The sequence below is a fragment of the Acinetobacter brisouii CIP 110357 genome, assembly GCF_000488275.1.
Taxonomy (GTDB): Bacteria; Pseudomonadota; Gammaproteobacteria; order Pseudomonadales; family Moraxellaceae; genus Acinetobacter; species Acinetobacter brisouii.
In genome coordinates this window covers 292,968-310,930 of sequence record NZ_KI530763.1, presented here as the reverse complement: position 1 = coordinate 310,930, position 17,963 = coordinate 292,968, and the positions used below count along the sequence as shown (strand labels likewise).

Here is a 17,963-nt window from a genome sequence, read left to right as displayed (position 1 = left end):
GAATATCTATGAAACTATGGCAAACCACGGCATTCGCACTGGCTTCTACAGTGAGTATGCATAGTCTGGCGACTGATTTTTCTTTTGACCGTCCAGGTTCAGGCTTTGGAACAAGTATTACCCCAGTTGGGCAACTGGCATGGGAACAGAGCTTGCCAAGCGTCTCTTATAGCAAAGAGGGTACGGCTGACGGTTATGAGAAAACTACAAAAATTCAGATGGATATGCTCTTTCGTACGGGTTTGACCAACAGTATGGAATTGCAGTTGGGTTGGCAAGGGCCAGCTTGGACACAAATCCGTCGTGCAGGTCAAAGAATCAATGATAATGGTCTGGGAGATGTATCTGTCGGGATCAAAAAAGCCATTGATTTACAAGATGACCAAATGACCATGGCGGTTTTGGGTAAAGTCTCCTTTGCGACAGGTAATCAAGGTTTTAGAGAAAATCAAGATACCTATACTTTGGGTTCAACCGTGGCGTACCAGCAAAATGAATTGCTGAACACCAGCATGACCATGTTCTATGAAATGCAGGATGGTCGCTGGTCATGGACGGCTATTCCGACTTTAAATTATAAGATTGCTGGCAACTGGTCTGGTTTTTCGCAGTTTGTCTACCGTAAACAAGAAAGCCAGCATGAGCAGACTTCATTGGCAACAGGCTTGGTTTACAATCTTAACAATCGCACACAATTCGATGCCAGTTTTGGCGTGGGTTTGAGCGGCGATGTACCTGACTACAGTGGTGGTTTTGGCGTATCCTACCTGTTCTAAATTCAATGAGCAGATCTGCCGATGCGGTTGTATGTCAAAAAAACGGCAATATTGTGGCTAGCCTTACAATATTGCCTATTATTGATCGTATCTTTTCCTGTGTTCAGCCATGCCGACGAGTTGTTGCCTGCTGAACAGGCATTTCAGTTTTCGGCGGAATCTCTCTCTGATCATCAGGCACAACTGTCTTGGAAAATCCAGCCGCATTATTATCTGTATCAGCAAAAATTTACGGTGCAGCAGGGGCAACAGCAACTCGCACTTAAATTTCCGCAAGCCGTGTCCCAGCACGATGATAATTTTGGGCAAAGTTGGGTGTACTTTAATCAGGTCAGTTTTAGTATTCCAACTCAACCCAACCAAAGCTATCAGGTGACGTGGCAGGGATGTGCCAAAGACCGTTTGTGTTACCCACCACAAAAACTCACCATTCGCACCGATGCCGATGGCTTGATCAGTATGCAGGACCAGGTACGTCCACCGTCTGGTTTGCTTGAACTTTCACAGCAGCAATCCACATCGCTAGATTCCAATCCTTTAAATACCACAGCCGCTGCGGTAACGACGAAAAATACTCCCCAGCCCGCCACTGTTTTAACCGCCGATGATGAAGTCTGGTCACAGCGCCTTAGTCAGCATTCTTTTGCTTATGGATTACTGTTGTTCTTAGGCTTGGGAATTTTACTGGCTTTTACCCCATGTTCTTTACCCATGATTCCAATTTTGACTTCGCTGTTAATTCGGGAGCATAAGGGCTTAAAGGCGTGGAGTATTGCTTTGGTCTTTGTTTGTAGCATGGCATCGGTTTATGCAGTTTTAGGTGTGGTGGCATCTTCATTTGGCTTGAGCTTTCAGCGCTGGTTACAGCAGCCGAGCATTTTAATGGCATTTAGCCTGTTATTTGTGGTCTTCGCCCTGAACCTGTTTGGTCTGTTTGAAATCAAGTTACCGCAGACATGGACACACCGCTTAGATCGGGCACAGTCTATGCAAAAAGGGGGGTCCTTACTTGGTGCCTCAGTCATGGGAGTGATTTCTGCTTTGCTGGTCGGGCCGTGTATGACAGCACCTCTTGCAGGAGCGTTACTGTTTATTTCTCAGACCCAAAGCCCATGGCATGGTGCGATTTTGCTGTTTGGCTTAGGCATGGGGATGGGAGTCCCAATGCTGCTGGTCAGTTTGCTTGGCTCCAGAGCTTTGCCTAAAGCAGGGTTATGGATGATGCAGGTTAAGGTGGTCTTTGCATTTATTATGCTGGGACTGGCACTGTATTTTATTCGCCCTGTCCTGAGTGCTAGTGCGTGGCAACTTCTGAATGTATTGCTGCTGGTGAGTTTTATTGCTTATTTGCTCTATGGCACAGTGAAACATGTGCGCGGTCTCAAGTGGTTGTATGCAGTTTTACTGCTAAGTCTGGTGCCTGCATATGCTTACCAGCAATACCAGTGGTGGCAAGGTCAAAATACTGTTGGAACCTCTACTCAGGTGCAATGGCATGTTGCCAAGACTGCTGCCAAATTTCAGGCGTTGCTTGCACAAGCACCTCAAGGTCAGGCTATCGTGGTCGATGTCTATGCTGAGTGGTGTGTGGCATGTCAGCCTATTGAGCATCAGATTTTGCCACAGCCACAGGTACAACAGGCACTTGCGCCATTTTATCTGATCAAGCTGGATTTGAGTCAGTATGATGCTTCGCATCAGGCGTTATTGAGTCAATGGGATATTTTGGGGCCACCAACTTATTTGTTTTTAGACACCCAACATCGGGAACTACGCAGTTTGCGTTTAACAGGTGAATTTAAAATGGCTGGACTGCTTCAGCGTTTGCAGCAACTTACGCAAAAAACGCAGTGATTGGCGTGTAAATAACTCATTTATTGCTTGTGCTGAGCTGAGGATGCGATAAAAAGCGACGTTATATAATTCCTGATGCTTTATTTTGAAGGCTAAGGTCTATCAGGCTTTTGATCTGATGTGGTTTGCTTGTATTTTCTCTTGCAAGAGAACAGCACAATATAGGATGATCTTGTAAATATTGTTACAAGGCAACACTAAACGGTCACACTGAGAAATTGCAAATTGGCGATGTATTTTGAATACTGAAGATTGGCAATACTACAATAGATGATTAGGGAAGAAATAATGAAAAAAATGTTACTTGCGTTTGGACTATTTGGTGCCGCGATGGCTGCACATGCAGCAGATCAGCTCAATGGAACAGTTTGGCAAACAATTGATGATGAAACCAAAAAGCCTAAAGCGATCGTTGTCTTTACCGAGCAAAAAAACGGTACATTGTCTGCAAGTATTCAAAAAGTACTGACCCCTGGGGAAGAAAATAGCTGTACCAACTGCGAAGGTCCCTACAAAAATAAACCATTACATGGTGTGACGATTGTACGTGGTCTGAAAAATGTGGGTGGCAATCAGTACGATAATGGTTCAATCCTTGATCCGAAAAATGGCAAAACTTATAGCCTGAAAGGTCAGTTAATTAACGGTGGCAAGCAGTTTAAAATTCGGGGGTATTTGGGTTTTTCTGCGCTTGGACGTAACCAAACCTGGAACCGTATTCACTAATATGTATTGTGATAAAAGCAAAGCCTAGACTGTTCTAGGCTTTTTTTATTTTTAGGCTAAGTTGCGATACGCTGCTTCATCGAAGCCTACAATAAAGCCTTGAGCAGTTTGCAGCACAGGGCGTTTAATTAAACTGGTATGTGTGATGAGTGCCTGAATCAGATTGTCTTCGTTCGCAAGCGCTTGCTGTTGTTCAGCTTCGCTGAGTTTACGCCATGTGGTGCCTTTTTTGTTTAAGATCTGGTCTTGTCCACAGGTGTCTAGCCATTGTTTGACTGTTGTTGTATCAATACCTTGTTTTTTATAGTCATGGAACTCGTAGCTTAAACCTAATTCATTTAGCAGATCGAAGGCTTTTTTCATGGAATTACAGTTTTTGATACCGTAAATTTTCAGCATATTCATTACTCATCTATCAATATGACAAATGAGCTTAACCAAAAAATCTGTTTTCGGCTATGCTTATCTTATTGGGAAAAATGAGTACTTCAAATAGAGAAAACCCGCATTAGATCATCCTGATTATGCGGGTCTCATTTACAACGTCCGATGTCACATCCTTGAAAAATAAACTAAGAAACTTAGTTTATTTTTACTTCATCCTACGGCGTCCTATCCTTTTGCTGTCGTCCTGACATGTCCCTGTGCCGTGCGGCTATATTGCTACAAAGTGATGTCAGAAAAAAGCATTTCAGGCGACAATGGATGTAAGCTATTTTTAATGGTTTTGTGAACATGTGTTCACAAAATTAATTAAGTCGATAATCGATAATAACAGGTGCATGGTCACTAAACCATTGATCTTTGTAAACCCATGCGTTTATTGTTCGAGTTTTCCAGTCAGGTGAACAAGCTTGATAGTCGATTCGCCAACCGACATTTTTCGCACGGGCTTGTCCACGATTTGACCACCATGAATACAGTTCTGGTTCAGGACGTACTACACGGAAGGTATCGACATAACCCAGTTCATCATAAATATGGTCAAGCCATGCACGTTCATGAGGAAGGCAGCCTGAAGCTTTTTGATTGCCTGACCAGTTTTTAATATCAATGCGCTTATGTACGATGTTGTAGTCACCACAGACAATGATGGATTTATTTTCATCGCGCCATTGCTTCAGAATTTTTTTGTATTCATCTAAAAACTGATCTTTACGGATTTGTGCTTCTTCACCTGAAGAGCCTGAAGGTAAATACAACGACGCAATATGTACAGGCTGCTCTAGTCCTAAATCAAATTCGGCACAAATAAAACGCCCTTGTGAATCTGCCAGTTCAAAGCCCAGACCATCTCGAACCGAGAGAAAGGGGAGTCGGCTATAGATTGCCGTACCTGCATAACCTGCACGCTCTGCTGGAAAGAGATGCGTATGCCAGCCTTCCGGTTTAAATTTGTCTGTCCATTGGGCGTGGGTAATACGACTTTCCTGAATGCAGACCACATCGGCATCGGACTGTTCTAGCCAGTCCAGCAGACCTTTGGTCACAGAAGAACGTAGCCCATTTACGTTAATCGAGACTACGCGTAGAATTTTTGCCTCACTTGGATAGTGATCCTTTGGTATCATGCTCAAGTCTTACCTTAATATCTAAATTTGGAGCCCTCATGACAACGCCATCTCAATTTAACCCACAGGCTTTTATTGACCTTGCCTTATCACGAGGTGTGCTGAAGTTTGGTGAGTTTACTTTAAAATCGGGTCGTGTTAGCCCTTATTTTTTCAATGCAGGCTTACTCAACGATGGTGAAGCATTATCATTGCTTGCACAAGGTTATGCGGATCAACTGATTCAGTGTGACAATGTTGAAGTTATTTTTGGGCCTGCGTACAAAGGTATTCCATTTGTTGCTGCAACGGCTGTGGCATTATCACAAATTCATGGTAAAAGTGTGCCTTGGGGTTTTAACCGTAAAGAAGCCAAAGATCATGGCGAAGGCGGTGTTTTAGTCGGTGCTGCTGTCGAAGGTAAAAAAGTCTGGATTATTGATGATGTGATTACCGCTGGTACAGCGATTCGCGAAGTCGTGACCATTTTGAAAAATGCGGGTGCGAGCATTGCTGGCGTGTTGGTTGCGTTAGATCGTCAGGAACGTGGTCAAGGTGAATTATCTGCAATCCAAGAAGTACAAAAAGAACTTGAGATTCCTGTACATGCACTGATTACCATGAAAGATTTGATGGATTATCTGGATGCCAAAGGTGAGAAAGAAGCCTTAGCCAATATGCAGGCATACCGTGAGAAATATGGTATCTAAGTCTATATTTACTTAAATAAGAAAGGAGGCGAAGGCTTCCTTTTTTATTAGTCATTTAATTAAATTGTTGAGTAGACTTAATTAAAACGATTAAATAATAGTCGTGAAACGTAGAAAATCATGAAAAAAAACGTTGCAGTGCGCCGAACTCTGGAGTGGATTATTTAAGGTATTGATGCTGAATAAGAAATTTTAAGAATTTCGTATAAGGTTTATGTTAATTTTAGAAAGAATTAATAATTAAGAGCCTGACAATGACTAGAGATGAGCTTATTAAATTATTAAAACAGATGGGAATTCATCACAGCAGTTACTCTTTTGATAAAATTAAGAACTCTGAATGTATTAGTGTCTTAAAACAAAAAACAGAGTGGTGTGTTTACTATACAGAAAGGGATAAACCTGAACTTATATTTTCCTCGAAAGAAGAAAGTAATGCTTATAGATTCGTAGCTAATCAGTTTGAAAGATGGATCTCAAATTAATCCTTTGTTAAATATCATGTGTACTTGCACGAAGTAGAAAAATTTTTAGATCTCATACCTAGCCTTCGTATAATCCGTATTATATTAATTTTAGAAATATTTAAAAATCTATCGACATCACCATATGCAAATAATAGAAATAAAACCCCATTATTGGGAATTATATAAAGACCATGAATGGATGTATCTTAATGTTATTATCAATTTAAGAATAACGAGTTTCGAAAAGGCTATAATCCTAGATGAAGAAGCAATTCAAGGTTATATAACCAAAGGAAAAGAATTTATTGATGGATTAGCTGAAAGAATTGAGAGTAGTCACTTTAGGAATGATTACGATAGATTCTATTCTTATCCAGATGTTTCTAAAGAGCAAAAGAATAAAATGAATGAAGCATTTAAGCAGTGGACTTTATCCTTAGATGAACCTTACGAACCCTATATTTAACATAATGATCGTTATGCAAAGTTAATTTAAAACAATATGAATCAATAGTTTGTTTGATTTTAAAAAATCAATCAAACATAAAAATGCCGTTTCTGAAATAAGTCGGCGTTTTATGAAGTAAATCTCTTATCTTTTGCCAATAAAATTTCTTATTCAAAATTTTCCACATCACACTTCTTACACTCCAGCATCATCCCGATTTTTTCCTGACGCCCTTGTTCAGTCATGACCCAAGGGCGGTTTTGCCAAGGCGGCATATGCCGTACATGTTGCGTATGCCCACAGGCTAAATCTGCAACCCAATGCTGTTCTTCATCTAAATGAAACCCAATAATCGCCTGCTGCATGAGTTCATCCTTTATTTTCTTGCAAATAATATATGAGGCTTTACTGAAATTCAGAAAAAGACCGCCACAATCTCCGCTATACTTTTTCTCATCAAAAAATAGCTAGAGTAAAAAATCATGCGTGTATTGGTTGTGATGGATCCCATTGAAAATGTCAATCTGAAAAAAGACTCAACCATGGCAATGCTATGGACTGCGAGCCGCCGTGGGCATGATTTGGGCTATGCTTTACAACAAGATTTATATATTGATCAGGGTAAAGCCTTCGGCTTGATTGCACCACTGAAAGTTTTTGAAGATTATCAGCATTATTACGAACTGGGTGAAAAACAAAAACAATCACTGGCGGATTACGATGTAATTCTGATGCGGAAAGACCCACCGTTCGATATGAATTTTGTCTATACCACTTACATTCTGGAACAGGCAGAACGCGAAGGTGCGTGGATTATCAACAAACCACAGTCGTTGCGTGACTGCAATGAAAAACTATTTGCAACCCAGTTCCCTGAGCTTCAAGTTCCAACTCTAGTTACATCACAAGAAAGTTTGATGCGCGAGTTTATTACTGAACATGGTGATGTGATCGTTAAACCACTGGATGGTATGGGGGGAATGGGTATTTTCCGTTTATTCCAAGACGGCGTGAATATTGGATCAACGCTTGAGCTATTAACCCAGAACGGTCAGCAGCCAATTATGGCACAGCGCTATATTCCTGAAATTGTGGAAGGGGATAAACGTATTTTGATGGTCAATGGTGAACCGATTCCTTACTGCTTGGCACGAATTCCTCAAAATGGTGAAGTGCGTGGCAACTTGGCAGCAGGTGGTTTAGGGCAGGCTCGACCATTGAGTGAAAATGACAAGAAAATTGCTGAAAAAGTCGGCCCATTCTTACGCGAAAAAGGTTTGGTTTTTGTGGGACTCGATGTGATTGGTAACTATGTGACTGAAATTAATGTGACCAGCCCAACCTGTATTCGTGAAATCGATGCTCAGTTTGGTACTTCGATTGCCGATACGTTATTTGATGTGTTAGAGCGAGGACGTTAATTCACTCCTGTAAGCTGTCTATGCAGTAAAAATATTCAAATTCCGATCATATGAGCGTATCAAGAGTACGCTCATCGATTTTTAAGATCAGCCGAATAACATATTGAATATAAAACATATCGATTTCTTATGATTTTAAAAACTACCTGATGCAGAGTTGTCTATCAACTGAGTTGATTTGCGCGCCTGCTGTGATAGAAAAATACCGAAAGTTGTCGTGATTTAAACAAACAGCTTCAAGATGATTTAACAAGAATGTGAGATAACAAGATCAGTATCACTTTAATTAATCAATATTTGTTTAAATGACGTGAAAATCATTCACGCTAATAAGACTTTATGATTAAAATAAGCCAAGAAATTTACGTAACTTGCACAGCTGAAGTATTTAACCGTGACCAATTCTCAATTACAAAAACCGAAACATGTCATGATGATGGCTGCTGGTACGGGTGGACACGTTTTCCCTGCATTAGCCGTGGCAAAATTATTACAACAACAAGGTCATCGTGTCTCTTGGTTGGCAACCCCAGCAGGCATGGAAAACCGTTTGTTAAAAGACCAAAACATTCCGATTTATCAGATTGATATTCAGGGTGTACGTGGTAATGGTTTACTTCGTAAACTGGTTGCACCATTTAAAATTTTGGGCGCAACTCTAGCTGCTATGCGCTTTATGAAACAGCAACAGGTTGATGTGGTTGCAGGTTTTGGTGGCTATGTTGCAGGCCCAGGTGGTTTGGCTGCACGTGCGCTTGGAATTCCTGTGCTGATTCATGAACAAAATGCTGTTGCAGGCTTTACCAATGTACAATTGGCACGTGTGGCAAGTAAAATTTGTCAGGCATTTCCAAATACATTTCCTGCATCAAGCAAGGTTGTGACGACAGGCAACCCTGTACGTAAAGAAATTACCGAGACATTAACCCCGAAATGGCGTTACGAAACCCGTGAACAAGCCCATCAACCGCTGAATATTTTGGTGGTTGGTGGTTCACTCGGCGCACAGGCACTAAATGAAAAATTGCCAGAAGCATTTAAACAACTTAATGTTGAACTGCATATTACCCATCAGTGCGGGCAAAAACAGCTTGCTGAAACGCAAACTCGCTATGCCAACGCGCCACAGCAGTTACAAGTGCAAGTGGTTCCCTTTATTGAAGATATGGCAAAAGCGTATAGTGATGCCGATCTGATTATTTGTCGGGCAGGTGCGTTGACAGTGACGGAAGTCGCAACCGCAGGTGTTGCCGCCGTTTTTATTCCACTGCCAAGTGCGGTTGATGATCATCAAACTGCCAATGCCCGTTTTCTTGAGGGGATTGGTGCAGCAAAAATCTGCCCGCAAGCCAGTATGACCCCTGAAAATTTACAGCAATTATTGACGCCGCTGATGAATCGCCAGTTACTCTCTGAAATGGCAACTAAAGCGCGTCAACACGCACAACCAGAAGCCACACAACATGTGGTGGATTTAATCCAAGCATTATAGTTAGAGCATCGTATGTCATCGACAACCCCAGTAGATCAAGTCAACAAACTTATCAAAGTGCCTGAAATGCGCCGTATTAAACACATTCATTTTGTGGGAATTGGTGGTGCAGGGATGTGTGGTATCGCTGAAGTTTTAAAAAACCAGGGGTATTGTGTTTCTGGTTCGGACATTAAAGCATCTAAAACCACAGCGCATTTGGAAGAAAAAGGCATTCAGGTGTATATCGGGCATGCCGCTGAAAATGTGCAAGATGCCAATGTCTTGGTGGTTTCAACTGCAATTGATCATGAAAACCCTGAAGTCAAAGCAGCACTTGAAAAGCGTATTCCTGTCGTGCGCCGTGCAGAAATGCTCGGCGAGTTAATGCGTTATCGCCACGGGATTGCAGTTGCAGGTACGCATGGTAAAACCACAACCACCAGTTTATTGACGACCATGCTGGCAGAAGAAAACCTCGATCCAACTTATGTGATTGGTGGTTTACTCAACCGTACAGGTGTAAATGCTGCGCTAGGCGCGAGCCGTTATATTGTGGCGGAAGCAGATGAATCTGACGCTTCATTTTTGTTTTTACAGCCAATGGCTGCCATTATCACCAATGTCGATGCAGATCACATGGACACCTATGGTGGTAGCTTTGACAAATTAAAAGATACCTTTATTGAATTTATTCACCGTTTACCTTTCTACGGCTTGGCTGTAGTTTGTGGTGATGATGCCAATGTACGTGAAATCATGCCGCGTTTTGGTCGCCCAACGGTCACTTATGGTTTCAATGAAGATAATGACATTCGCGCAGTTGAGGTTGAACAAGATGGTATGCGTTCGCACTTTACCGTTTTACGTAAAGATCGTGAGCCACTGCGTGTCACTATCAACCAACCAGGTTTGCACAATATCTTAAATGCCTTGGCAGCGATTGGCGTCGCAACCGATGAAGGGGTTTCTGATGCTGCTATCTGCCGTGCTTTGGAAGGCTTTAGTGGTGTAGGTCGCCGTTTTCAGGTACAAGGTGAATATGCGCTTGGTGATGGCAATGTGAAACTGGTTGATGATTATGGTCATCATCCAAAAGAAGTTGAAGCGACCATTAAGGCAGCTCGCCAGAGTCATCCTGACCGCCGTTTGGTGATGTTGTTCCAGCCACACCGCTTTAGCCGTACCCGCGATTGTTTCGATGACTTTGTTGACGTGCTGTCACAGGTGGATCAGTTACTGTTACTTGAAGTTTATCCAGCAGGTGAAAAACCAATTGTGGGTGCAGATAGCCGTTCACTGGCGCGCAGCATTCGCTTACGTGGTGAAGTCGAACCGATTTTGATTGATCCGGTTGAGGGAAATCTCGAAAACGTCATTCAAAAAGTGTTACAACCAAATGACTTGTTATTAACACAAGGTGCGGGTAACGTGGGTGCAATTTCGGTTGAGTTAGCGCAAAAACGCTTATTTATAAAATAATCCCGCTTGGGTGATTTGCTTAGATTTAAGGATAAAAAACGTGTCAAATGCTTCAAAATTCGGCAAGGTTGCAGTGTTATTGGGTGGACGTTCAGCAGAGCGTGAAGTTTCCTTAGATAGTGGTCGAGCGGTTCTTGAAGCATTGTTGCGTTCAGGTGTCAATGCAGAAGCATTTGATCCACAGGAACGTAGCGTGACTGAACTGGTTGGCTATGATCGTGCTTTTATTGTTTTGCATGGTCGTGGTGGTGAAGATGGCCAGATTCAAGGTGTGCTTGAATGGTTAAATATTCCATACACAGGTACGGGCGTACAAGGCTCGGCGATTGGTATGGATAAAGTCAAAACCAAGCAAGTTTGGCAAGGTTCGGATTTACCTACTGCGCCGTATCGAATTATCGGTAAAGACACTGATTTGAACGAAGTGGTTGAAAGCCTTGGTTTACCTTTAATTATCAAGCCTGTGCATGAAGGTTCAAGCGTTGGCATGAGTAAGGTCGAAAAAGCGGAAGACCTTGCTGCTGCGATTGCCAAAGCCACTCAGCACGATGCCGTAGTTATGGCAGAAAAATGGATTACTGGACGTGAGTACACCATTTCATTCTTGAATGGTCAGCCGTTGCCAGTGATTCGTTTACAACCACCCGCAGATGTGGCTTTTTATGATTATGAAGCTAAATATCAGCGTAATGACGTGCAATATGGCATTCCTTGTGGCTTGAGTGAGTCAGATGAGCAACGTTTGCAGGCATTATGCTTACGCGCTTTTCAGGCGGTGGGTGCAAGCGGCTGGGGACGTATTGATGCAATGCAAGATGAACAGAACAATTTCTGGTTGCTGGAAGTGAATACAGTTCCAGGTATGACCAGCCATTCGCTAGTACCTAAAGCGGCTAAAGCAGTTGGCTATGATTTTGACAGTCTTTGCGTGGCGATTTTAGAACAAACCTTGACGGAAACGGCTCGCTAATTTATGGCGCAATTACCAGCTTCAATGCGTCGCAAATCACGCGCAGCAGTCACCTCTATTCATGAAAAGCCGCCCACACGTGCCGAGAAAATGGCAAATTGGGGCGGATGGATATTGTTAATAATTGCAACAACTGTTTTTATTGCAGGAGCTTATGGGTTATATAAGATTATTACAGATGCGCGTGTTGCAGATTTGCAAGTGGTCGGTAATGATTCTGCTCTAGAAGCTCAGCAAGTTGGTACGTACGTTAAACCGATTATACGAGATAATTATTTTACTTCAGACTTGGAAAAAATCCGTGATCGGACTTTAGAAATTTCATGGGTTGATCGGGTTGTTATTTCTCGTGCATGGCCAAATGCAATTCGTGTGCGAGTTTTCCCTCGTCACCCGATTGCGCGCTGGGGAACAGGACGTTTACTGAGTGACAATGGCGATGTGTATAGTGAAGCTGCACCGCAGCCACACAATGATTTACCATTGTTACATGGGCCGATTAGCCAGTCACAGTTGATGATGCGACGTTATAATGAGATAAATCAACTATTTCAACCTTTTAATCTCCATTTAAAAGAGTTGTATTTAACCGAGCGCATGACGTGGTTTATGCAGTTTGATTCAGGATTACGCATTATTGTGGATCAGGATCAAACCATGAGTAAACTACAGCGTTTAAGTGTACTTGCAGGAACAGATTTAAAGCCGATTTGGTCTCAAATCGCCACTGTAGATTTGCGTTACAGAAATGGGCTGGCAATCCAGTGGAGAGGTGAAGCACCTGTTTCGCATGGACAATTTGTAGCGAGCAATAATGTTGCCAGTACACCAGCGAGTGAGCCAAATACGGCACAAGCGCATTAATATTGGAATACTGGCCGGCGCTATGCCAATAATTAATCATAAATCAATGGTAGTAGGTAATGAGTGAAGCGGTTCCCTCAGTTGTAGCAATAGACATCGGGACGCATAAAGTTTCAGTCTTGATAGGTAAAGTTCATGCACCTGACAATATTCAGGTTGTTGGTATGGCAACTGCGCGCAATCGCGGTATGAACAAAGGTAAAATAGTTAGTCTGGATAAAGTGATTTCTGCCATTAAAAATGCAGTGTCAGAAGCTGAAAATATGGCAGAATGTCGTGTACATTCTGCCTGGATTTCGATTCCAAGTACTGATTTAAAAAGCTTTTATGCAGCAGGGCGTACCCCGATTGCCAATCCTGATCATACCATTACCACCAATGAAGTTGTGCGTGCACTAGAACTTGCTAAGGCCAGTCATATTACGCCAGATCATTATCTTGCTAGTGCTGTACCATTGGGTTTTGAGCTTGATGATTCCCAACAATGGGTGATTAACCCAATTAACATGTCAGCACATAGTATGACAGGGCACTATCAGTTGATGATGTTGCCAATTAGCACCATGCAGAACCTTGATCGTGCGATGAAGGGTGCCAATATTGGCGTTGAGCGCATGGTTATTTCATGCTTGGCAACAGCCGAAGCGAGCTTGTTGCAGGATGAAAAAGATTATGGCGTATGCTTACTCGATATTGGTGCGGGTACAACCAATCTTGCAGTTTACCTCGATGGTCGTTTAGCATTAACCAAGACCTATGCAGTGGGCGGTGAGCATGTGACCCGTGATATCGCTGCTGTCTTGCAAACCACAACTGAAGAAGCTGAGCGAATCAAAATTCTGCATGGCTGTGTCGATATGAATGTGGTTAAACCCGATCATATGTTGCATGTGCAGGGGATTGAAGGGCCGCAGACCATTAGTCGTATTGAATTGAGTGAAATTATCATTGCGCGTTACGAACAAATTTTAAATACTATTCGTAATGATCTTGATGAAACGGGCGCAATCCACGGACTATATCATGGCGTTGTGCTTACAGGTGATGCTTGTCAGATTGAAGGTATGGTCAGTTTGGCGCGTAGAATCTTTGGGGTTTCAGCACATTTAGGTAATCCACCTTTACAGGTCGGTGCAGATGATGCATATTTAGCCGCTTTACGTCGTTCGCAATATACTACTGCTGCGGGTTTATTGATGTATAGTCAAAGTGAAATACCTGATGCAATTGAAGTTGCCGACGAAAATAGAGATAAAACGATGATGAATCGTTTAAAAAATGGATGGAATTCGTTAAACAATAAACTAAAATCGATTTTCTAAGTCCGTTTTGATGGCGCATATTGTTGGGAAGTTGTAAGCAAAAAGTTCTATACTTGACAAAGATGGCTTTAGCACAGCATCCTAAAAAAATTGTATTTTATATAGACGTTCAAGGCAGTATACGGGCTCAAGTGGCTGCCAATAAGCATTAGGAACACTCAAGGTCATGGCCTCATTTGAATTTTTAGACGACGAACAAACCGATGGTAACGGTCAAGCCCGTTTTACTGTATTTGGTGTAGGTGGTGGTGGCGGTAACGCTGTGCAACATATGGTGCAGTCTGATATTAAAGGCGTAAAATTTGTTTGTGCGAATACAGACAAACAAGCCTTAGACCGCATGAATGCCCCATTTAAAATCCAGCTTGGTGAACAAAGCACACGCGGTTTGGGTGCTGGTGCTAATCCAGAAGTCGGACAAATTGCAGCGGAAGAAAGCCGTGAGTTGATCCGCCAGCATCTTGAAGGCGCAGACATGGTCTTTGTCACCGCAGGAATGGGTGGTGGAACAGGTACGGGTGCTGCTCCTGTCGTTGCAGAAATTGCCAAAGAAATGGGAATTTTAACGGTGGGTGTTGTTACGACACCATTTAATTTTGAAGGTCGTCGCCGTCAAAAATCCGCTGAAAAAGGTATTGAGGCACTTGAACAGTTTGTTGACTCACTCATTATTATTCCAAACGAACGCTTGCTCAATGTCTATGGTGACATTTCTATGCAAGATGCTTATCGTAAAGCAGACGATGTATTGCTGAATGCTGTACGTAGTATTTTTGATCTGGTTGTACGCCCAGGTCACATTAACCTTGACTTTGCCGACTTGAAAACAGCGATGAGTACTCGTGGTTATGCCATGATGGGTGAAGGTAAAAGCTCAGGTCCAGACCGCGCAGAAGAAGCTGCACGTTTAGCTATTCGTAGTCCATTACTTGATAATGTAAATATCATGAACGCGAAGGGCGTGTTGATTAACATTACAGGTGGTAACGATGTAACTTTGCGTGAAACCCAGATCATTACCGATGTGGTGAACCAAATTGTTGACCTTGATGAAGGTGAAGTCTTCTTTGGTACAGTATTTGATCCAGATGCACGTGATGAAATTCGCGTTACTGTGATTGCAACAGGTCTGACTCGTAATTCTAATAATGCAGAAGCACGTGCTAAGGCAGCATCACACGTTGCGGCAGCTGTAGCTCAGCAGCAACCTCAGCAAATCGTTGAAGATGATGATATTCCAGCGATTCAGCGCCAGTATCAGCCAAATAGCGCACCTGCACGTCCAGCAGCAACATCAACAGGTGGCTCACGTCCTAACCCGATGAGTATTCAAGATTACTTGAAAAAACAACAAGGTAAGTGATTATTTTAGTAATTAATTTACTAAAATGAGAAAAGGTAGGCAATAGACCTACCTTTTTTGTTTTTTATCAATGGTTAATTATGCTAATCTTGAGCAGTTTGTAAAGGTAGAAGACAATAGCAGATGTTGAAACAGCGTACCCTCAAGCGTGTGGTCAAGGCCAGTGGTATTGGTTTACACAGTGGGCAAAAAGTCATGATTAACTTTGTGCCGCATACGGTTGACTCGGGTATTGTGTTCCGTCGTATTGACTTAAACCCACCTGTAGACCTACCTGCAGATGCCATGTTGATCCAAGAAGCATTTATGTGCTCTAACTTGGTAAAAGATGAAATTAAAGTCGGCACAATTGAACATGTTATGAGTGCGATTGCTGCATTGGGTATTGATAATTTAATCGTAGAAGTCTCTGCCTCTGAAGTTCCAATTATGGATGGTAGCGCGGGTCCATTTATTTACTTGCTGATGCAAGGTGGGCTTGTTGAACAAGATGCCCCAAAGAAATTTATTAAAATTTTAAAACCTGTTGAAGCAACGATTGCCGATAAACGTGCAGCGTTTACCCCACATCACGGTTTTCAGCTTAACTTCACTATTGATTTTGACCACCCTGCATTTGCTAAAGAATATCAGTCAGCAACAATTGATTTTTCAACTGAAACCTTTGTGTATGAAGTCAGTGATGCACGTACTTTTGGTTTTATGAAAGACCTGGATTTCTTGAAAGCCAATAATCTGGCGTTAGGTGCAAGCCTAGAAAATGCGATTGGTGTCGATGAAACAGGTGTAGTGAATGAAGAAGGGCTACGCTACGATGACGAATTTGTACGTCACAAAATTCTAGATGCAGTAGGGGATTTATATTTGCTAGGTCACCAAATTATTGCAAAATTCGATGCTTACAAGTCTGGGCATGCATTGAACAATCAGTTGTTGCATCAGGTGAAGAGCGATCCGAGTAACTATGAAATTGTAACATTTAATGACATTAAGGATTGCCCAATTCCGTATGTGAATGTGAGCTAAACCCTTAAAATTTCAGGCAGGCGCATTGATTATACAAAAATATAAATTGTGTGAAAAATAGCGAAATATCGAGAAATAGCCTGTCGAAATTAGCTTGTTACTTTATAACGCTTGCCAAATTGCGTAGAGCTTGGCTAAGCTTAGGGTCGTTCACAAACTGTGCTGCGCTTTGTAACATTTGTTGTGTTTCTGCTGAGATAGGTTGAACTTTGTTTACCGGTCTTTTTTGAATACTTTTTGTACGCAGACGAACTTGAATTTTTTGTAAATCTCTTAATTCATCTTTTTGAGATAATTGTGCAACATAATGTTTTTGTAAATATCCCAGTTGGCTAATCATGGCCTGATTTTCCCCTGTGATAATTAAGACACCATGTTGATAGCAAACCACTTGCCATTGTTCAGGCTGTGGTAAAAGCGGTTGAATGATTTTTGTCAGCATCTGCCAATATTGTACTTGTTTGGTGAGTTGCTGAATATTTGCAGCCTTTGTTTGGGGGGGATTAGACTGAAATAGATTCCGAGGTTGTGACATGGCAGAGTCCGATTTTTGCTATGGCATTCATCTTAGAGCCTTGTTTAAGTCTAAACAAGAAGCACAAAGGTTGTTTTTCGTGATGCTTAAGTTAAGCAGTTTTTAGAGGTTTTTATGCGACGTATTTTATTAGCGTTATCTTTACTGGTCTCGACGCCACTGACATTTGCAGATTTAATTGAGACTCCATCTTCAACAGATCGTCTTGAACAATTGAGCCGTGCAGTTGCACAAGGTTCATACTCAGTAGAAAGTAATGATGTTGATGATGAAGATGCGACACCACATGTGAATGTGAGACTTCGTGGTCATAAATCAGTTGAATTTAACAATGCGTCAGTCACTAAAAAATACGGTAGTTCAAACCTTTCTGCTGCAAATACCGGTTCTGGTTCAAGTGTTCTGTCTTGGTTAAAAGCCAATCCTTTACCAGGTATGGTACGTGTGAGTTCACAGTATGGAACACGTTATTTTGCTGGTAAATCTGAATATCACCCAGGTGTAGATTTGGCTGCACCAAATGGCACTCCAATTTACGCTTCTGGTTCTGGTGTCGTGACTCGTTCAGGCTGGGTCAATGGTTATGGTCAAATGATTGAAATTAACCACGGTAATGGTTATATCACTCGTTATGCACATGCATCACGTTTGCTAGTGAGCGTGGGCGAGCGTGTACAGGCGGGCGAAGAAATTGCCAAAGTCGGTTGTACAGGTCGTTGTACAGGTGCGCATTTACATTATGAAATCGTACAAGATGGTCAACGTAAGAACCCAAGTACTTATCTTGCGATGTTGCCATAAATTTGAATATTTAAATGTGTAATGTGACAGATCAGCAGTAAAAACCTCTAAATCTTCCTGCTGATTTGTTGTTATTTTATAAAAATCGCCCTTATGGGCGATTTTTTTGTCAATAAGGATTTTAAAGATAACGATTATTTATTTTATGAATGTTGGTATCTAGTTGTATTTAAAAGT

19 protein-coding genes are annotated in these 17,963 nt (G+C 42.0%); 15 read left to right on the top strand and 4 right to left on the bottom strand.

What is annotated here, in order from left to right; genetic code table 11:
* Positions 1 to 8 precede the first annotated feature (8 nt).
* From P255_RS12280 to P255_RS12270, 3 genes are all read left to right on the top strand, one after another.
* Positions 9 to 776 (top strand): transporter, encoded by a 768-nt coding sequence (locus P255_RS12280; protein ID WP_004902702.1) that lies wholly within the window; start codon positions 9 to 11, stop codon positions 774 to 776.
* Positions 777 to 797: 21 nt separating this feature from the next.
* A complete protein-coding gene (gene dsbD, locus P255_RS12275) occupies positions 798 to 2,630 on the top strand; it encodes a protein-disulfide reductase DsbD (protein WP_004902701.1) in 1,833 nt (610 codons plus the stop codon).
* A 288-nt stretch (positions 2,631 to 2,918) separates the two neighbouring features.
* Positions 2,919 to 3,356: a DUF2147 domain-containing protein gene (locus P255_RS12270; protein ID WP_004902700.1), complete on the top strand. Its 438-nt coding sequence runs from the start codon at positions 2,919 to 2,921 to the stop codon at positions 3,354 to 3,356.
* A 51-nt stretch (positions 3,357 to 3,407) separates the two neighbouring features.
* Here P255_RS12270 and P255_RS12265 read toward each other — a convergent pair whose 3' ends face one another.
* Both P255_RS12265 and P255_RS12260 read right to left on the bottom strand, forming a co-directional pair.
* The gene (locus P255_RS12265) at positions 3,408 to 3,755 is read right to left on the bottom strand and encodes a Spx/MgsR family RNA polymerase-binding regulatory protein (RefSeq protein WP_004902699.1); all 348 of its coding nucleotides are present in this window, start codon (positions 3,753 to 3,755) and stop codon (positions 3,408 to 3,410) included.
* A gap of 350 nt (positions 3,756 to 4,105) precedes the next feature.
* Positions 4,106 to 4,927, bottom strand: coding sequence for an exodeoxyribonuclease III (locus P255_RS12260; protein ID WP_004902698.1), 822 nt, complete (start codon positions 4,925 to 4,927; stop codon positions 4,106 to 4,108).
* A gap of 38 nt (positions 4,928 to 4,965) precedes the next feature.
* On the opposite strand from P255_RS12260, the gene pyrE reads away from it, so the two are divergent.
* From pyrE to P255_RS12245, 3 genes are all read left to right on the top strand, one after another.
* Positions 4,966 to 5,616 carry an orotate phosphoribosyltransferase gene (gene pyrE, locus P255_RS12255; RefSeq protein WP_004902697.1) on the top strand — a complete coding sequence of 217 codons (651 nt, stop codon included), beginning with the start codon at positions 4,966 to 4,968 and terminating at the stop codon, positions 5,614 to 5,616.
* Between the two features lie 254 nt (positions 5,617 to 5,870).
* Complete coding sequence (locus tag P255_RS12250) at positions 5,871 to 6,101, top strand: hypothetical protein (protein ID WP_004902695.1); 231 nt, start codon at positions 5,871 to 5,873, stop codon at positions 6,099 to 6,101.
* Positions 6,102 to 6,225: 124 nt separating this feature from the next.
* The gene (locus P255_RS12245; protein WP_004902693.1) at positions 6,226 to 6,549 is read left to right on the top strand and encodes a hypothetical protein; all 324 of its coding nucleotides are present in this window, start codon (positions 6,226 to 6,228) and stop codon (positions 6,547 to 6,549) included.
* 149 nt (positions 6,550 to 6,698) lie between these two features.
* Here the strand turns inward: P255_RS12245 and P255_RS12240 are convergent, their stop codons facing one another.
* Positions 6,699 to 6,896 (bottom strand): DUF3565 domain-containing protein, encoded by a 198-nt coding sequence (locus P255_RS12240; protein ID WP_004902691.1) that lies wholly within the window; start codon positions 6,894 to 6,896, stop codon positions 6,699 to 6,701.
* A 117-nt stretch (positions 6,897 to 7,013) separates the two neighbouring features.
* Between P255_RS12240 and gshB the strand changes: the two genes are divergently transcribed.
* The 8 genes from gshB (at position 7,014) to lpxC (ending at position 16,450) form a co-directional block, all read left to right on the top strand.
* Positions 7,014 to 7,952, top strand: a complete 939-nt coding sequence (gene gshB, locus P255_RS12235; protein WP_004902689.1) for a glutathione synthase — start codon at positions 7,014 to 7,016, stop codon at positions 7,950 to 7,952.
* A gap of 394 nt (positions 7,953 to 8,346) precedes the next feature.
* Complete coding sequence (gene murG / locus P255_RS12230; RefSeq protein WP_035365522.1) at positions 8,347 to 9,444, top strand: undecaprenyldiphospho-muramoylpentapeptide beta-N-acetylglucosaminyltransferase; 1,098 nt, start codon at positions 8,347 to 8,349, stop codon at positions 9,442 to 9,444.
* A gap of 12 nt (positions 9,445 to 9,456) precedes the next feature.
* Complete coding sequence (gene murC / locus P255_RS12225) at positions 9,457 to 10,905, top strand: UDP-N-acetylmuramate--L-alanine ligase (RefSeq protein ID WP_004902685.1); 1,449 nt, start codon at positions 9,457 to 9,459, stop codon at positions 10,903 to 10,905.
* 40 nt (positions 10,906 to 10,945) lie between these two features.
* The gene (locus tag P255_RS12220; RefSeq protein WP_004902683.1) at positions 10,946 to 11,875 is read left to right on the top strand and encodes a D-alanine--D-alanine ligase; all 930 of its coding nucleotides are present in this window, start codon (positions 10,946 to 10,948) and stop codon (positions 11,873 to 11,875) included.
* Between the two features lie 3 nt (positions 11,876 to 11,878).
* Positions 11,879 to 12,739, top strand: coding sequence for a cell division protein FtsQ/DivIB (locus tag P255_RS12215; protein WP_004902681.1), 861 nt, complete (start codon positions 11,879 to 11,881; stop codon positions 12,737 to 12,739).
* Positions 12,740 to 12,798: 59 nt separating this feature from the next.
* A complete protein-coding gene (gene ftsA / locus P255_RS12210; RefSeq protein WP_004902678.1) occupies positions 12,799 to 14,061 on the top strand; it encodes a cell division protein FtsA in 1,263 nt (420 codons plus the stop codon).
* A 166-nt stretch (positions 14,062 to 14,227) separates the two neighbouring features.
* On the top strand, positions 14,228 to 15,424 hold the full coding sequence (ftsZ, locus tag P255_RS12205; protein ID WP_004902677.1) for a cell division protein FtsZ: 1,197 nt from the start codon (positions 14,228 to 14,230) through the stop codon (positions 15,422 to 15,424).
* 123 nt (positions 15,425 to 15,547) lie between these two features.
* On the top strand, positions 15,548 to 16,450 hold the full coding sequence (gene lpxC / locus P255_RS12200; RefSeq protein ID WP_004902675.1) for a UDP-3-O-acyl-N-acetylglucosamine deacetylase: 903 nt from the start codon (positions 15,548 to 15,550) through the stop codon (positions 16,448 to 16,450).
* 97 nt (positions 16,451 to 16,547) lie between these two features.
* Here the strand turns inward: lpxC and P255_RS12195 are convergent, their stop codons facing one another.
* Entirely contained in the window at positions 16,548 to 16,985 is a 438-nt protein-coding gene (locus tag P255_RS12195) for a hypothetical protein (RefSeq protein WP_004902674.1), read from the bottom strand.
* A gap of 114 nt (positions 16,986 to 17,099) precedes the next feature.
* Here P255_RS12195 and P255_RS12190 point away from each other — a divergent pair, with 114 nt between their 5' ends.
* On the top strand, positions 17,100 to 17,786 hold the full coding sequence (locus P255_RS12190; protein WP_004902670.1) for a M23 family metallopeptidase: 687 nt from the start codon (positions 17,100 to 17,102) through the stop codon (positions 17,784 to 17,786).
* The last annotated feature ends 177 nt before the right edge of the window (positions 17,787 to 17,963 follow it).

Coding starts and splice junctions, on each gene's coding strand:
- P255_RS12280 (WP_004902702.1), top strand. CDS start 9: ATGAAACTATGGCAAACCACGGCATTCGCACTGGCTTCTACAGTGAGT.
- dsbD (WP_004902701.1), top strand. CDS start 798: ATGCGGTTGTATGTCAAAAAAACGGCAATATTGTGGCTAGCCTTACAA.
- P255_RS12270 (WP_004902700.1), top strand. CDS start 2,919: ATGAAAAAAATGTTACTTGCGTTTGGACTATTTGGTGCCGCGATGGCT.
- P255_RS12265 (WP_004902699.1), bottom strand. CDS start 3,755: ATGCTGAAAATTTACGGTATCAAAAACTGTAATTCCATGAAAAAAGCC.
- P255_RS12260 (WP_004902698.1), bottom strand. CDS start 4,927: ATGATACCAAAGGATCACTATCCAAGTGAGGCAAAAATTCTACGCGTA.
- pyrE (WP_004902697.1), top strand. CDS start 4,966: ATGACAACGCCATCTCAATTTAACCCACAGGCTTTTATTGACCTTGCC.
- P255_RS12250 (WP_004902695.1), top strand. CDS start 5,871: ATGACTAGAGATGAGCTTATTAAATTATTAAAACAGATGGGAATTCAT.
- P255_RS12245 (WP_004902693.1), top strand. CDS start 6,226: ATGCAAATAATAGAAATAAAACCCCATTATTGGGAATTATATAAAGAC.
- P255_RS12240 (WP_004902691.1), bottom strand. CDS start 6,896: ATGCAGCAGGCGATTATTGGGTTTCATTTAGATGAAGAACAGCATTGG.
- gshB (WP_004902689.1), top strand. CDS start 7,014: ATGCGTGTATTGGTTGTGATGGATCCCATTGAAAATGTCAATCTGAAA.
- murC (WP_004902685.1), top strand. CDS start 9,457: ATGTCATCGACAACCCCAGTAGATCAAGTCAACAAACTTATCAAAGTG.
- P255_RS12215 (WP_004902681.1), top strand. CDS start 11,879: ATGGCGCAATTACCAGCTTCAATGCGTCGCAAATCACGCGCAGCAGTC.
- ftsA (WP_004902678.1), top strand. CDS start 12,799: ATGAGTGAAGCGGTTCCCTCAGTTGTAGCAATAGACATCGGGACGCAT.
- ftsZ (WP_004902677.1), top strand. CDS start 14,228: ATGGCCTCATTTGAATTTTTAGACGACGAACAAACCGATGGTAACGGT.
- lpxC (WP_004902675.1), top strand. CDS start 15,548: ATGTTGAAACAGCGTACCCTCAAGCGTGTGGTCAAGGCCAGTGGTATT.
- P255_RS12195 (WP_004902674.1), bottom strand. CDS start 16,985: ATGTCACAACCTCGGAATCTATTTCAGTCTAATCCCCCCCAAACAAAG.
- P255_RS12190 (WP_004902670.1), top strand. CDS start 17,100: ATGCGACGTATTTTATTAGCGTTATCTTTACTGGTCTCGACGCCACTG.